Raw genomic sequence first — 14134 nt, forward strand, 5'->3', positions numbered from 1 at the left:
ACTGGCTGGTGGCTAAACTGTGCCGCTGGCGCGGTACCTTCGGCGTTCGACTTCGCTGTTCGGGCCGCCTGTGACGCGCTCCCGGCGCGGCACAGGCTTTCGCCGCATCCGTGCGGCTCACCCGGCGAAGTCGTCCACCTCAGCACAGTTTTTGACGCCGGAAAACCCTTTCACCCTGTACTTAAAGGGTTTGTCAGCAGTTGGACTCAGGTTTAGTACCCCTGCCGCGCTTTTCTGACTTCTTCCCCTAACTGCCACACCGCCATCGCGTAGTGCACGCTGTGGTTGTAGCGGGTGATGGCGTAGAAGTTAGGCAGGCCGTACCAGAACTGGTAGTAGCTGCCCATGTCGAGGCGCAGCAGGCTGGCTTCCTGATAGCCGCCCAGCGCGGCACTCGGGCGCAGCCCCGCTGCCGCCAGCGTCGACAGGGAGTAGCGAGTCTTGAAGCCGGTTTCCAGCGCGAAGGTTTGACCGCTGGCGGTCACCGCTACCTGGCCGTTAGGCTGCCAGCCGTTCGATTTGAAGTAGTTGGCGACGCTGCCGATGGCGTCGACCGGGTCCCACAGGTTGGGAATACCGTCGCCGTTGAAATCCACTGCGTATTTCTTGAACGCCGACGGCATGAACTGGCCGTAGCCCATCGCGCCGGCAAACGAGCCGCGCAGCGACAGCGGGTCAAAACCGTCTTCCCGCGCCATCAGCAGGAAATACTCCAGCTCGCTTTTGAAATACTCGGCGCGGCGCGGGTAGGCGAAGGCCAGCGTCGCCAGCGCATCCAGAATGCGGGTTTTACCCATCACCCGGCCCCAGCGGGTTTCCACCCCGATAATACCGACGATGATCTCCGGCGGTACGCCGTAAACCTGTTGAGCGCGATCCAGCGCGTCCTGATACTGGTTCCAGAACGCCACGCCGTTCTGCACGTTATCCGGGGTAATGAACTGCTTGCGGTAGCGCAGCCAGGCGCCGTTGGGAATGTTGGAGGGGGTTGCCGTTGACGGCGACGGCGCCTGTTTGTCCATCAGCCGGATCACCCAGTCCAGCCGCTGCGCCTGCGCCAGCACGTCGTGCAGTTGCTGCCGTTCGAAGCCATACTGCCGCACCATTTTGTCCACGAAACGGTCCACATCCGGGCTGTTGGCGAAATCGCCGCTGGTCAGCAGACCGCCGGCGTGGGCGGGGGATAGCAGAAAACCGCCGGAGGGAGCAGTGGCGGCGGGCGTACCGATAATTTCAGCCCCGGTGGGCTCGGCGGATTTATTGCTGCAGGCGGACAGCGCCAGCAACAGCGGAAAAACAGCAACCAGGCGACGCATCAGATATCCATATAATTCAGTCAAAAACAACGTGGCGGTCATGGTAGCGCAACGTCCATAGGGAAAAAACCGAATTGTGGGGCCGTTGGGTTATGCTGCCGGCTGCTGTTCCTGCTCCATGATCTGAATCAGGTGATCGGTAAACGCGGAAACCGCTTTCGGCAGCGTGCGGCCTGCCAGCGTGTTCAGTTCGATGTTGAGTCCGTTTAGATCCTGGCCGGTGATCGGCACCGCCACCATATCGTGATCCTTCAGGTATTGCCGCACCACCAGCTCGGTGGAAATGACTACGCCGTCGCAGTAACGGGCGAATGCCAGCAGGGCGCTGATGGAGGTGGTTTCAAACGCCGGATCGATCAGCAACCCCTGACGGCTGCAGCAGGCGTCGAACAGCCGCCGGGTCAGGATGTGGCGAACCGGCACGCCAAGCGGATAACCCGCCAGTTGCGACAGGCGCAGGCTCGATTTCTCCGCCAGCGGATGGTAGCGCTGCATCACCGCCACCAGCGGCGAGTGCAGCCGGTAGGCGACATGAATGTTGGCGGTTGGTATCTGACTGAACGTCAGCCCGATGTCGCTTTCGCCCTCATTCAGCCGGCGCGCCACTTCTTCGGCCGTCGCCACCAGCAACTGAAAACGAATATAGGGGTAATGCTGGCGAAACGAGGCGATCGCCATCGGAATAAAATCCAGGCTAAATCCCGCCGTGGAGACAATGCGTACGTCGCCGCGGCGCAAGCCCTGCAGTTCCCGGATTTCCTGCGTCACTTGCTCGGTTTCCAACTGATTGCGAAAGGCGTAAGCCGCCAGCAGTTCTCCGGCGGCGGTGGGGGTCATACCGCTTTTCCGCCGTTCAAACAGCGTGGTGTTGAGCCGGTCTTCCAGCCCACTGACCTGGCGACTGATGGCGGAACCCGCCACGTTGAGTCGCAAGGCGGCCTCACTAATGGAACCACAACGCACCACTTCCAGAAAATAGCGCAGGGCGGTGTCCTGCAGATAGCGAGCGGTCATGCGACTCCCTCAATGATTGAAGTTTGCCGTTTCGGCAATGAGGTGGTGAAAAAGTTGAAATAGCAGTATGGATGGCGGGTGTCTAGTATGCAATCAGGAGGGGTTGCCGGCACAGGGAAAAAGCGTCGCAGAACGCACTGGCTTCAGGCAATGACAACATCACACAGGGGGAATCAGGACAGATGGGGCATTACACGAGAAAAAAATCATATTGGGTGCTGTTCCTGCTTTATATCGGCTGGTGCGTGGCTTTTATCGATCGCGTGGTGCTGAGTATGGGATCGACGCAGATGGCGAAAGAGCTGTCGCTGTCGCCCAGCGAGGTTGGGCTGGTGCTGAGCGCTTTTTATTTCGGCTTCTGGTTGATGCAGTTGCCCGGCGGCTGGCTGGCGGATCGCTTTGGCGCCAGGGTGGTGGTAGCGATGGCGATCGCCATGTGGTCGCTGTTTACGTTCCTGACCGGCATCGCCTGGTCGTTGACGGCGTTACTGGTGATTCGTTTTCTGTTCGGGGTGGGGGAAGGCGCCTATCCTTCCGCTTCCGTCAAGAATGCGGCGGAGCAGTTCCCTCCGAGTGATAAGCCGCGCATGACCTCGCTGCTGATGTCTTCCAACTATGTGGGCAGCATGATTGCGCCGTTGCTGATCGCACCGCTGATTCTGGCGTTGGGCTGGCGTCATGCATTCATGGTGATTGGCCTGTTCGGCATCGCCTTCGTGCTGGTATATACCCTGACCGTCAGCGCCAAACCAGCATGGGTGTCCGATGAACCGGAACGCCTGAGCGGTGCGGAGTGGCGCGACGTAATGAAAAATCCGTTGTTATGGCGGCTGGCGGCGGTCTGGTTCGGTCTGAGCCTGATCAACAAGGGGCTGGACTCCTGGATGCCGATTTACCTGATGACCGAACGCCATTTGGATCTGAAAGCGGTGGGGGTACTGTTGCCGATCCCCTACGTGATGGCCGGGGTGGCGACCGCCTGCGGCGGCTGGGTGATGACCCGTTTCTTTGATGGCCGCGAGCGGGTGATGCTGATGGGGTGCGCCTTGCTGACCGCCCTGTTCCTGTATCTGATGTACAGCGCGTCGACCATCACCGCCGTGGTGGTGGCTCAGTCCTGCGCCTACTTTTTCAAATCGTTCGTGCTGGCAATCGCGGTGGCGCTGCCGACCAAGGTGCTGGCTTCGCGCATGGTGGGATCCGGCATCGGGGTGATCAACGTAGGCGGTCAGGCGGCCGGGTTTATCGCGCCGCTGGTCATTGGCGCGATGGTGGAGTATTTCGGCTATCCCTCGGCGTTTTTGTTTCTCATGGCGGCAGCCGCGTTCTCGGCGGTGGTGAGCCTGACTATTCATACGCGCCCGTCGGTGAAAACCGATATGGCGGCACAGGTTTGACGTTAAACGTGTAGGTGAAGGACAGAGGATGAAAATAGACAAAATTGTATTGCGTCAGATGAAAATGACGCTGAAAACCCCGTTTACCACCAGCTTTGCCACTCAGACGGAGAAGTACTTCACCGTGGTGGAAGCGCATAGCGGCGATGTGGTGGGTTACGGCGACTGTTCGGCGATTTCACTACCGTTTTACAACGAGGAAACCAACGTTACCGCCTGGCACATCATGCGCGATTTTCTGGTGCCGATGCTGCGTCAGGCCGGCGAGATTCGCCATCCTTCCGAGGTGCGCGACATTTTCGCGCCGGTGCGCCGCAACAATTGCGCCAAGGCGGCGGTGGAGGGCGCGATATGGGACGCCTACACCAGGCAGAAGCAGACGCCGCTGTGGCGTGAGCTGGGCGGCGTGCGCGATCGGGTCGAAGCCGGCGTGAGTATCGGTATTCAGCCGACGCCGGCGGATTTGGTGCGTGTGGTGGCGGGCTACCGGGAGGAAGGCTACCGCCGTATCAAGATTAAGATCAAACCGGGTAAGGATCTGGCCTATATTCAGGCGCTGCGCAGCGAATTCGGCGACATTACGCTGATGGTGGACGCCAACTCCGCCTACTCGCTGGACGATATTCCGCTGTTCCGTGAGTTCGACAAATTCAACCTGCTGATGATCGAACAACCGCTGGCGCACGACGATATCGTCGATCACCGCAAGTTGCAGGCGGCGATTGAGACGCCGATCTGCCTGGATGAGAGCATTGCCTCGGTGGAAGATGCCCGCAAAGCCATCGAACTGGGCAGCGGCCGCATCATCAATATCAAAGTGGCGCGGGTGGGCGGCATCACCGAAACCAAGCTGATCCACGATTTCTGCCAGGATGCCGGCGTGCCGGTATGGTGTGGCGGCATGTTGGATACCGCGGTGGGTAAGGCGCACAACATCGCGGTGGCGACGCTGCCCAATTTCCTGCTGGCGCATGACATTCCTCCGTCATCACGCTACTGGGCGCAGGACTTCATGCTGCCGGAAGTGACGCTGGACCAGGACAGCATGGTGGCGGTGCCGGATAAGCCGGGCATCGGCTTTGAGATCAATCCGGAACTTTATGCCCGTTATTGCTACGGAGAGGAAACCATCCGCTTTTGATTACCGGAGCAAGCGGCTGCGGCAGCTCGTTGCGGCGCCACAGCCGCTGGTTCATGGTCAGTACAGCAACGCTGCCGTAAAATAATCACAATAACCAATAGCGGGACAATACCGAGTGTAATGTCCCGGAATGACGTTTTTTAGCGATCGTCAACGTATGAATTAATTTTATTGCGTCTTGTCTTGTTACCGGGAGGTGAGCAGCCTCAGCGGTTCTTTATTCTGATTTGTCTCTCCTTGTTTAATCACCCGTGGTGTCGGATAACGGCAGGCGCTGCGTTTGTCCGGATGTGGTGAAAAACGTTCTGGAATATTGTGATGTTTATCACGAAAATAACCGGACTGAGAGCCCGGCAGGTACCGCTGACGGCACCTGCCGGGACAGATTCACCCGTGCTGGGACATTACATGAACGTGATTGGAATCATCATGTCATCGGGGAAAGCCTCCGTTGACGTTGCGCTGTATACACTGTTGCCGATTATGGTCGTGATGCTGGTCATCATGCGTTTTCTGGAAGCGAAAGGCATCGTGGATGCGCTGGTTCGGTGGATGGCGCCGATTCTCAAGCCCTTCGGGCTCACCGGTATGAGTACCTTTGCGCTGATTCAGCTCAACTTTGTCAGTTTTGCCGCGCCGCTGGCGACGTTGTCGATTATGGAAAAACGCGGCGTGTCCGATCGCCATATGGCGGCGACGCTGGCGATGGTGTTCGCTATGGGGCAGGGCAACGTGTTTTATCCGCTGACGCCGTTTGGCCTGCACTGGGCGGCGGCCATCGTGATATCGATTATCGGCGGGCTGGCGGCAGCGGCGCTGACCTACCATGTGCTGGGGCGCAAACTCTCCGCGCTGGAAAGCGGGCGCTCCGGCGAGGTTTCTGCCGAAGAGCCGGCGGCCAGAGGCGTTATCGGCATCATTAATAGCGCCGGGGCGGACGCCATCAGGCTGGCGCTCGGATCGGTGCCGATGCTGATTCTTTCCATGACGATTGTCGGCATACTGGAATCCGCCGGCGCGGTGACGGCGCTTGAACGCTTTTTCTCGCCGCTGCTGGCGTCGGCCAATATTTCCCCTGTTTTCGTGATGCCGACGCTGGTGAAATGCCTGGCGGGCGGCACCGCTTATTTTGGCGTGGTGTCAGACCTGATTCAGCAGGGGAAGATGACCGCCAGTCAAATCAATGCCTCCGCCGGGCTGCTGATACAGACCTTTGATTTACCGGGCATCGGCATTTTTCTGGGTGTTGGCTCGCGTTTTACCCGACTGTTTCGCTATGCCGCGTTGGGGGCCCTGTTCGGTATAGTGATCAGAGCGGTGCTGCATGTGGCGGTGTTTTAGGTGGTGTCGCGCGCTATGGCGGGACACCGCCTGGAATCAGATGATGGTGCTCCCGCACTGACCGCAAAATTTTGCGCCAGCCTGTACCGAAGTGCTGCATTGCGGGCAGACTGCCGGTACGAGCGATGAGCCGCATTGCTGGCAAAACCGCGCGGTGGGGGCATGGAGCGACCGGCAGTTTGGGCAACTTACTCCCGCGTGGTTCCCGGTTGGGTAACTGCCATGCGAGCTATGATGTTCGTTGTTATGATGATGCCCGTGGTGGCCCTTCCCATGATGACCGCCCAATAATTTGTCAAAAATACCCATGGATACCTCCGTATTCACTGTTTGAATGACCTGAATGGCTAGCCCTGATGCTGAGTTGGTAAGCATCATCGGTATGCCATATGCGGTCTATTCAACACCCTGTAGTTACTACAGGGTCAAGCTACTACAGGGTCAAGCTACGACAGTGTCAAACTACAGGGTCAAGTCACTACAGGATTACGCTACATCGACTCGTGTGGACGAAAGACAAGTCGGCGTGAGGGAATGATGGCAATGGCGGGACACAGCCAGAGTCCTAGCGGCTGACGCGCAGAGCATCAACAACCAGCGAGAAGGCCGGTGAAGGTTGCCGACGACTGGGATAATACAGGTAGTAGCCGGGAAAAGGGGGACACCATTCGTCAAGCACTTGTGTCAGGCGGCCTTCCTCAATGTGCGGCGCGAACTCTTTCTCCGGCAGATAGGCGATACCCAGCCCTGCCAGCGCGGCATCGACGATGTGAGTGGAGGTATTAAAAGTGAGCTGTCCGCTCACCCGCACGTTGACCTGGCGTCCCTGATGTTCAAAATCCCAGACATACAGCCCTCCCGAACTGACCATTCGCATATTGATACAGTTGTGGCCCGTCAGGTCATGCGGGGTTTCCGGGACGGGGTGGCCGGCAAAATAGGCTGGCGAGGCTACCGCCGCCATACGTAGCTTCGGCCCAATGGGAACGGCAATCATGTCCTTGTCGATGGTGTCCCCCAGACGTACCCCGGCATCAAAACGGTCCGCCACGATATTTCGAAAGCCGTAATTGATATCGAACTCCACGTTGATGTCCGGGTATTCGCGCAGTAAAGGCTCCAGTTTGGGGAGTAGGGTGGTTCGCAGGACGTGATCGCCGCAGGTAATTCGCACCGTACCCGCCGGTTTGTCGCGCAGTTCCGTCAGGACATCCAGTTCAGACTCTATCTCATCGAAGCGTTGACCTATCGCCAGCAAAAGGCGTTCGCCAGCGGTGGTGAGTGAAACGCTGCGTGTTGTACGGGTCAGCAGCCGGATTTGCAGGCGATTCTCCAGGCCAGTGATCGCCTGACTGAGTGCGGATTGCGTCACGCCAAGTTGTGCCGCGGCCCGGGTAAAGCTACCTTCCCGCGCCACCGTGACGAAGTACAGCAGGTCGTTGAGGTTGCGTTTCATCATGATCGTGTACTCCGCAGAGATTTATTAGCACTACTTATATCCTTATTAAGTATTCATTAGCTAGTCAAGGGATAGCATGTGCTCTACATTTTCAGGACGACAATATTCCCTGCGCATTGAGGCTGAAATCCGGGCGTATCCCGTCAGGAGCGAACGCGTCAGGGAATAACCGTCATCATTACCGGGGCTGAACCCGTCCGCTTTATCAACATCAATACGTTACGTATCACCGGTCTGGATTTCCCGGTGCAGGGTTCGCTTTGCCTGCGAATCGGGTTTTAGAAAACGAATAACGCTGCGACGGATGTGAAAACGCGCCGCGTGTATTGCATCTGCTGAGACATTCCGCGTCTGGAATCTATTGAGATAACTCGTTTTATGACAACGAAAGTACATGACATCCCGGTGGGGAATGCCCTTTCCCGCCACAATACCGGGCAGCAACCGGCTTACTGGAGCGGCGTACTGGCGATGACGCTGTGCGTTTTCGCACTGGTGGCGTCTGAATTTATGCCGGTCAGCCTGCTGACGCCGATGGCAACTGATCTTCGGGTCAGCGAAGGGCTGGCCGGGCAGGGCATTGCCATATCCGGCGCGCTGGCGGTGCTGACAAGTCTGTCTATTTCGTCACTGGCGGGGGGAATGAACCGCAAGGCGCTGTTGCTGGGTATGACTGGCCTGATGTTGCTTTCAGGCGCCGTTATCGCGCTGGCGTCGGACTACGCGACCTATTTGCTCGGCCGGGCGCTCATCGGGGTGGCTATCGGCGGATTCTGGTCAATGTCTGCCGCGACGGCGATACGGCTTGTGCCGCCTCATCGCGTGCCGCAAGCACTGGCCATATTTAATGGCGGCAACGCGCTGGCGACCATCGTAGCCGCGCCGCTAGGCAGCTATCTGGGGGCGATGATCGGCTGGCGTGGCGCTTTCTTTTGCCTGGTGCCGGTCGCGCTGCTTGCCTTGGTCTGGCAATGGATCGGCCTTCCTGCGATGCCCGCCGGCGGGCGAGAAAAAGGTTCCGGCAATGTCTTTGCGTTGTTTAAACATCCGTTGGTTGCGTTGGGGATGGCGGGGTGCGGCGTCTTTTTCATGGGGCAGTTTGCTCTGTTCACCTATCTGCGCCCGTACCTTGAAACGGTGACTCACGTTGATGTCTCCAGTCTGTCACTCATTTTGCTGGCGATAGGTATTTCCGGTTTTTTCGGGACCGTACTGATTAGCGCCTTCCTGAAGGCGGGCTTTTACCAAACGTTAATCATTATTCCTTTGTTAATGGCGGCGATTGCCGTGGCGCTGATTGCGTTTGGCGATCGGCTCTTTATTGTGGCGGCATTGCTCTGCATGTGGGGGATGGTGGCCACCGCTGCGCCGGTGGGGTGGTGGTTCTGGGTGACCAGAGTGTTGCCGAAAAACGCGGAAGCGGGTGGCGGATTGATGGTAGCCATCATTCAGTTTGCCATCGCATTGGGGTCGACTATTGGCGGCGGGTTGTTTGATATGAGCGGCTACCGTAGCACGTTCACCCTGAGCGCACTCTTGCTGCTGTTGGCCGCCGTTCTGGCGTACCTGACCTCGCGTGCGGACCGGCGCTGACCTATTGCCGCCATTAAGCGATTGCATTTATTCGGTGCGATGAAATGAGTCGCTATATCAACGAATACCTAAAGATGATGTGAAATATCAGCTTGTCATTGATAACGCCATCCTGATTTTTTGACTGAAAGGGCTTCTGAAGAGCAGGTCTTTTCATATTTAGTTGTTTCTCTAAATGAGGAAAATGTAATGAGAGTATTTACTATGTTATTAGGGCTTATTATTAGCTCGTTCTCTGCAATAGGTGCGGATATGTCGAATGGTGCTGATAACTTTTATCAGAGTGATAAAGTCACGATGCAGAAGGTGACTTTTAAAAACCAATATCAAATGAATGTCACGGGGAATCTTTTTACCCCGAAAGACATGAAGCAGAATACCAAGAATCCGGCGATTATCGTTGGTCATCCTATGGGAGCGGTAAAAGAGCAAAGCTCTAATCTGTATGCACAGAAATTGGCTGAGCAGGGGTTTGTCACGCTGGCTATCGATTTGGCCTTCTGGGGGGAAAGCGAGGGACAGCCGCGTAACGCCGTTTCTCCGGATATGTACGCTGAAAGTTTTAGCGCTGCCGTAGACTACCTCGGCACCCGTCCGTTTATTGATAAAAACAGGATCGGCGTTCTCGGTATTTGCGGAAGCGGCAGCTTTGCTATCAGCGCTGCTAAAATCGATCCGCGTATGAAGGCTATTGCAACCGTAAGTATGTATGACATGGGGTCTGCCAACCGTAACGCGCTCCACCATTCGTTAACGCTTGAGCAGCGCAAAAAAATCATTGCCGAGGCAGCAGAGCAACGTTATGTCGAATTTACCGGTGGCCCGACTAAATATACCAGCGGTACGGTACATAAGATTGATGCAAACTCAACTCCTATCGAGAAAGAGTTCTTTGATTTCTACCGTACGCCTCGCGGTGAGTTTACACCCAAAGGCTCATCACCAGAATTGACCACCCATCCTACGCTGACAAGCAATGTGAAATTCATGAACTTTTATCCGTTCAATGATATTGAAACGATCTCGCCGCGTCCGATGTTGTTTATTACCGGTGACAATGCGCATTCCCGTGAATTCAGCGAAGATGCGTTTAAACGTGCCGGCCAGCCAAAAGAGTTGTACATTGTTCCAGGGGCTGGACATGTCGATTTGTATGATCGTGTCAATTTAATCCCATTTGCAAAATTGACTTCATTTTTCAAAGCTAATCTGAAATAACATCTCTGTTTGTTACCTGCATTAACAGAAAACCACATCCTGACGGTGTGGTTTTTTTCATAAAAATTATTTCAATAATGTCGAAACGTAGTGTGCCAGAACAGTTCGGCGTTGGGGCTACGTGGCTAGCTGTTTCCCGGCCTCGGAGTGGCCGGGAGTGGGAAATGATTAAGCCGGAAAGGAATAGCGCGGTATTTACCAAGTCATCGGTTAACTACGCCTGGCGCTATTCTTTTACGCTTAAATCGATATCGCCAAAATACTGTTTCTTGATGCGGGAAAATTCACCGTTGCTCATTATGTTTTGCAACCCCTGATTGAATAGCTGCTTTGTTTCCGTATCGCCCTGGCGTATACCGTATGCTGAGCCAATACTGAACAAATCAGCATCGGTTATTTCCGGGCCTTTTAACTCAAAATCCTGACCTTCCGGAGTTTGTAAAAATCCGAATGTCAGAGCAACCGATGGACACAGCGCACCTTCAACCCTCCCAGCATATAAATCTTCGTAAATTGCTTCCTGATCTGGGTAGCTTTTAACGTTAACCCCAGCAGGTTGCCAGTGTTTGTTGGCGTATGCTTCCTGAATAGTTCCCTGTTGTACCGCTATATTTTTCCCTCGCAGCATGTCGACCTGTGGAAGAAGATTAGCCTCTTTCCTTGCGACAAATCTGGTTGGTATATGAAAAACATAGTTGCTGAAATCGATAGCTTCCTTTCTCTTTTTTGTCACACCCAGTGGCGAAATAACGTCGATTTTTTTGGCGAGAAGAGCCGAAATCTGGGCATCGAATGTGTTTACGATATAGTCACATTTTGCATTTAATGATTTACAGATGGCATCGGTTATCTCGATATCAAACCCTGATGGATTGCCATTTTTATCCCTGCTTTGAAAGGGGGGATAAGTCAAATCGACGCCAATACGAATTATGTCCTGTTTGGCAAATGCAAATGGTGAAATAGTAAGAATGACAATGATTTTCAGGAGAGAAAATTTTCTGAACATGGCAATAACACCTCTTTTAACCGTATAAAAATGAATAAAAATATTTGGTATTCATATCATCACCAGTGATAGGAAATGAGCCGACACCGCGCTGGTTTGCTCTGTTAATTCCGTCTGAATTAGGGCATCACCGGTCGCATTTCCGGAAGGCGCGTTAGCAGGCGTTGCAAAACAACCTCTACCACAGCTGGGGCTGGCCAGTAACTCCGATAGAGATGTGTACCGGCCCGGAAAGAAAAACGGCGCCTTTCCCGTCATTAAAAGCATGCGTTCACTAAGCAAAGGCGGCCGGGAATCGAGCGGCGCAGCCGACGCTGAACCGACAAAGACCGTACGGCATATAAATAGTGAAGACAGGAAAAACGCCAGACACTGCATCATCTTTAGCCCACATCCGGAAAATTGATGTTAAGTTATACGTGAAATAATAACAAATGGTTATTATTTTGTTTTCAGGATGTAAAAATGATGAATCATCGAATGTCGCTACCGCGAAAGGATTTTTGTACCGTTGGCGATAATGACACGCTGTCGTTCGCTGCTGAGGCCATTGGGCGTGAGCTTGTTTTGTGCGGTGATCTGGTTAAAGAGATGTGAGAGCAACGTCTCTGGACAGCCTTTGTTTTCGGCCGGCAGGGTTCTGGTACCATTGCCACCTGAGCAGTAAAAGCAGGTGTCGCGCGATTATGCAATGTTATAGGCGCGTTCGCGGCTGTGTTAAGGGAAATTTTGTTATCAAGGGCGGGTATTTTGCCCTTGATAACATCTATAGCTTAGTCCGCTAGCGCATTCGTCACGGCTTCTGGCATGGAGGGTCGGCCGTTGACCAGGCAAGTAGCGACAAAGGTGGCTTCTGCGTACGTTACGCTATCAACCTTAATCTGCTGAACGAAATTGACGCGATTGCGCTTTTCGTTTTTTTCCAGCTGACAGGTAACCTCTAACCGATCGCCTTTTTGCAGGCTTTTACGGAAGCGCAGAGAATACTCAAGTACCATATAGACTTTGCCCTGCTTGAACTCCTCTTCAATATCAACGCCTAGCGATTCTTTCATGAACGCATGGCGCGTCCACTCCATATAAAATGGGTAATAGAGACCGTCGACTACGCCCTGGAAATCGATATGGCTATCCTCAACCTCATAATGCTTTGAAAACATTTCTGTATCCTGGTCTGATTGTTACTCTAACAGGCTTGTTGATATACATTACTTAATCCGTATAGTAAATGCGAAAATGTATCAATGTGATAAAAACAGCGAGGCGAGACTCAGGTGGGAGTCATGAAATATTATCAATAAAGTGGCGCCAGTATTTGTTATGGATTTATTTTCTCTGTTTTCAGAGCACAAAGAAGGCAACAAAATGGGATTAAAATAAAACTGGAAGAACGGGGTGGCTTCCCGGATTATTTTATTTTTACCAGTTATATGGATATAAATAAGTATCTACGATGTTTTTCTGGGCTTCCTCTGTGAACTCACCCGCTTTTTGGGCGTTCCGGGTTGTCCGCCGTCAGCCGGTACTGAGCAAAGGGAATAGATCAATCAATTCTGTTACCTGTATTTTAACCGCATCGGTGACTTTAGATATCAGCGTGGGCGACACATCCGCATCGCGCATCTCTTTGAAGGTAGCGACGATTTCCCGCGTGGTCATGCTTTTGGCATAGAGGGATAAAATCTGGTTGTCCATCTGTGTGATGCGTGTCTGAGTTTTCTTTATCAGTTGCGGCTCAAAGGTATTTTCGCGGTCACGTGGTGTGTTCAGTTCTATCTCGTCGTTATCGCAAAGCAATGTTTTTGACGAGTAACCATTACGGATGTTGGTGCCGGTTTTAGGCGAATTTTTCTCATGTCCGAGATGGTCGGTCAGCTCAGCATTGAGTGACGCTTTGGCAGTTAACTTCATCAGTATGCGGGAAAACTGGTTGAGATCAGCTTCGGTTTTAAGGCCTTTAGCCAGTTCAGCCGCAAGAGCCTTGAGTTTCTTTTCGTCTATCGTTTGCCAGTCTCCATTGTTGGAATGAACATATCAAAAATAGGCAATTACACAATTTAAATTATAGTCTCAAAATTTTTTGGCTGCTTTTATTTACTTCATCACCTAATATCTTATTTATTCAACAAATTCGCTCCTTCCCATATACGCTCTAGAACGTCTGTAAGATGATTGTCACTTAGATGTCTGCCATATGTCTGCCTACTGTCGTTAATATGGCGTGGTTTAAGCTCGGTGGGTGAGTCATTGTAATCTGCACACAAGACATGCCGTTCAGCACAAGAGAGGGAGCAAACATGACTGCTACTATATTTTCAAATACACCTTTATGGGTGTGGATTCTTTTTGTTTTTTTACTAAAAAGAGGTATCTCTGCACTACAACCCAGGAAAATCCCCCTGAACAGGCTTTTCATCATACCTGTGTTGTTTTTATCTGCAGGCATTTACCATCTAAATGGGTTTCATTTTTACCCTACCATATTTACATATATGATTACATCAATCCTATCCTGTATTATTAGAACGTCATTATTGTGGGGATCACCTGTTGAATATGATGCATCCTCTGGTCTAGTCACTCGTACTGGAAGTCCTTTTGTTCTTGCTTTAATTCTTTTATCTTTTGTTTTTAAATTTACCATGA

Annotated in this window: 11 protein-coding genes and 2 pseudogenes; 6 read left to right on the forward strand and 7 right to left on the reverse strand. The window is 53.2% G+C overall.

The features are described 5' to 3' along the window. Positions 1-212: 212 nt before the first annotated feature. Both mltB and DXXMK7_RS03785 read right to left on the reverse strand, forming a co-directional pair. Positions 213-1316, reverse strand: a complete 1104-nt coding sequence (gene mltB, locus DXXMK7_RS03780; protein ID WP_038920800.1) for a lytic murein transglycosylase B — start codon at positions 1314-1316, stop codon at positions 213-215. Positions 1317-1406: 90 nt separating this feature from the next. After that, the gene (locus DXXMK7_RS03785) at positions 1407-2330 is read right to left on the reverse strand and encodes a LysR family transcriptional regulator (protein ID WP_038917929.1); all 924 of its coding nucleotides are present in this window, start codon (positions 2328-2330) and stop codon (positions 1407-1409) included. Between the two features lie 182 nt (positions 2331-2512). Here DXXMK7_RS03785 and DXXMK7_RS03790 point away from each other — a divergent pair, with 182 nt between their 5' ends. The 3 genes from DXXMK7_RS03790 to DXXMK7_RS03800 all read left to right on the forward strand — a co-directional run bounded on the left by DXXMK7_RS03790 (position 2513) and on the right by DXXMK7_RS03800 (position 6209). Beyond that, on the forward strand, positions 2513-3727 hold the full coding sequence (locus DXXMK7_RS03790) for an MFS transporter (RefSeq protein ID WP_038917930.1): 1215 nt from the start codon (positions 2513-2515) through the stop codon (positions 3725-3727). A 28-nt stretch (positions 3728-3755) separates the two neighbouring features. Then, positions 3756-4868: an o-succinylbenzoate synthase gene (menC, locus tag DXXMK7_RS03795; protein ID WP_038662055.1), complete on the forward strand. Its 1113-nt coding sequence runs from the start codon at positions 3756-3758 to the stop codon at positions 4866-4868. A gap of 408 nt (positions 4869-5276) precedes the next feature. Further along, complete coding sequence (locus tag DXXMK7_RS03800) at positions 5277-6209, forward strand: nucleoside recognition domain-containing protein (protein ID WP_038917931.1); 933 nt, start codon at positions 5277-5279, stop codon at positions 6207-6209. Positions 6210-6245: 36 nt separating this feature from the next. On the opposite strand, the gene DXXMK7_RS23245 is transcribed toward DXXMK7_RS03800, so the two are convergent. After that, on the reverse strand, positions 6246-6587 hold the full coding sequence (locus DXXMK7_RS23245; protein ID WP_197724580.1) for a zinc ribbon domain-containing protein: 342 nt from the start codon (positions 6585-6587) through the stop codon (positions 6246-6248). Positions 6588-6774: 187 nt separating this feature from the next. After that, positions 6775-7665, reverse strand: coding sequence for a LysR family transcriptional regulator (locus DXXMK7_RS03810; RefSeq protein ID WP_038920802.1), 891 nt, complete (start codon positions 7663-7665; stop codon positions 6775-6777). Positions 7666-8046: 381 nt separating this feature from the next. Here DXXMK7_RS03810 and DXXMK7_RS03815 point away from each other — a divergent pair, with 381 nt between their 5' ends. Next, a complete protein-coding gene (locus DXXMK7_RS03815) occupies positions 8047-9261 on the forward strand; it encodes an MFS transporter (protein WP_038917932.1) in 1215 nt (404 codons plus the stop codon). Between the two features lie 189 nt (positions 9262-9450). Beyond that, complete coding sequence (locus tag DXXMK7_RS03820) at positions 9451-10479, forward strand: alpha/beta hydrolase (protein ID WP_038917933.1); 1029 nt, start codon at positions 9451-9453, stop codon at positions 10477-10479. Positions 10480-10705: 226 nt separating this feature from the next. Here DXXMK7_RS03820 and DXXMK7_RS03825 read toward each other — a convergent pair whose 3' ends face one another. From DXXMK7_RS03825 to DXXMK7_RS03835, 3 genes and pseudogenes are all read right to left on the reverse strand, one after another. Next, positions 10706-11488, reverse strand: coding sequence for a transporter substrate-binding domain-containing protein (locus DXXMK7_RS03825; RefSeq protein WP_038917934.1), 783 nt, complete (start codon positions 11486-11488; stop codon positions 10706-10708). A 773-nt stretch (positions 11489-12261) separates the two neighbouring features. Next, the gene (locus tag DXXMK7_RS03830; RefSeq protein WP_038917935.1) at positions 12262-12648 is read right to left on the reverse strand and encodes a thioesterase family protein; all 387 of its coding nucleotides are present in this window, start codon (positions 12646-12648) and stop codon (positions 12262-12264) included. 391 nt (positions 12649-13039) lie between these two features. Then, positions 13040-13489 (reverse strand): annotated as a pseudogene (locus DXXMK7_RS03835) (transposase); the annotation flags it as partial. A 296-nt stretch (positions 13490-13785) separates the two neighbouring features. On the opposite strand from DXXMK7_RS03835, the pseudogene DXXMK7_RS23005 reads away from it, so the two are divergent. Beyond that, a pseudogene (locus DXXMK7_RS23005) lies at positions 13786-14134 on the forward strand (hypothetical protein); the annotation flags it as partial.

The organism is Dickeya sp. MK7, from assembly GCF_000406305.1.
Lineage (GTDB): Bacteria > Pseudomonadota > Gammaproteobacteria > Enterobacterales > Enterobacteriaceae > Dickeya > Dickeya fangzhongdai.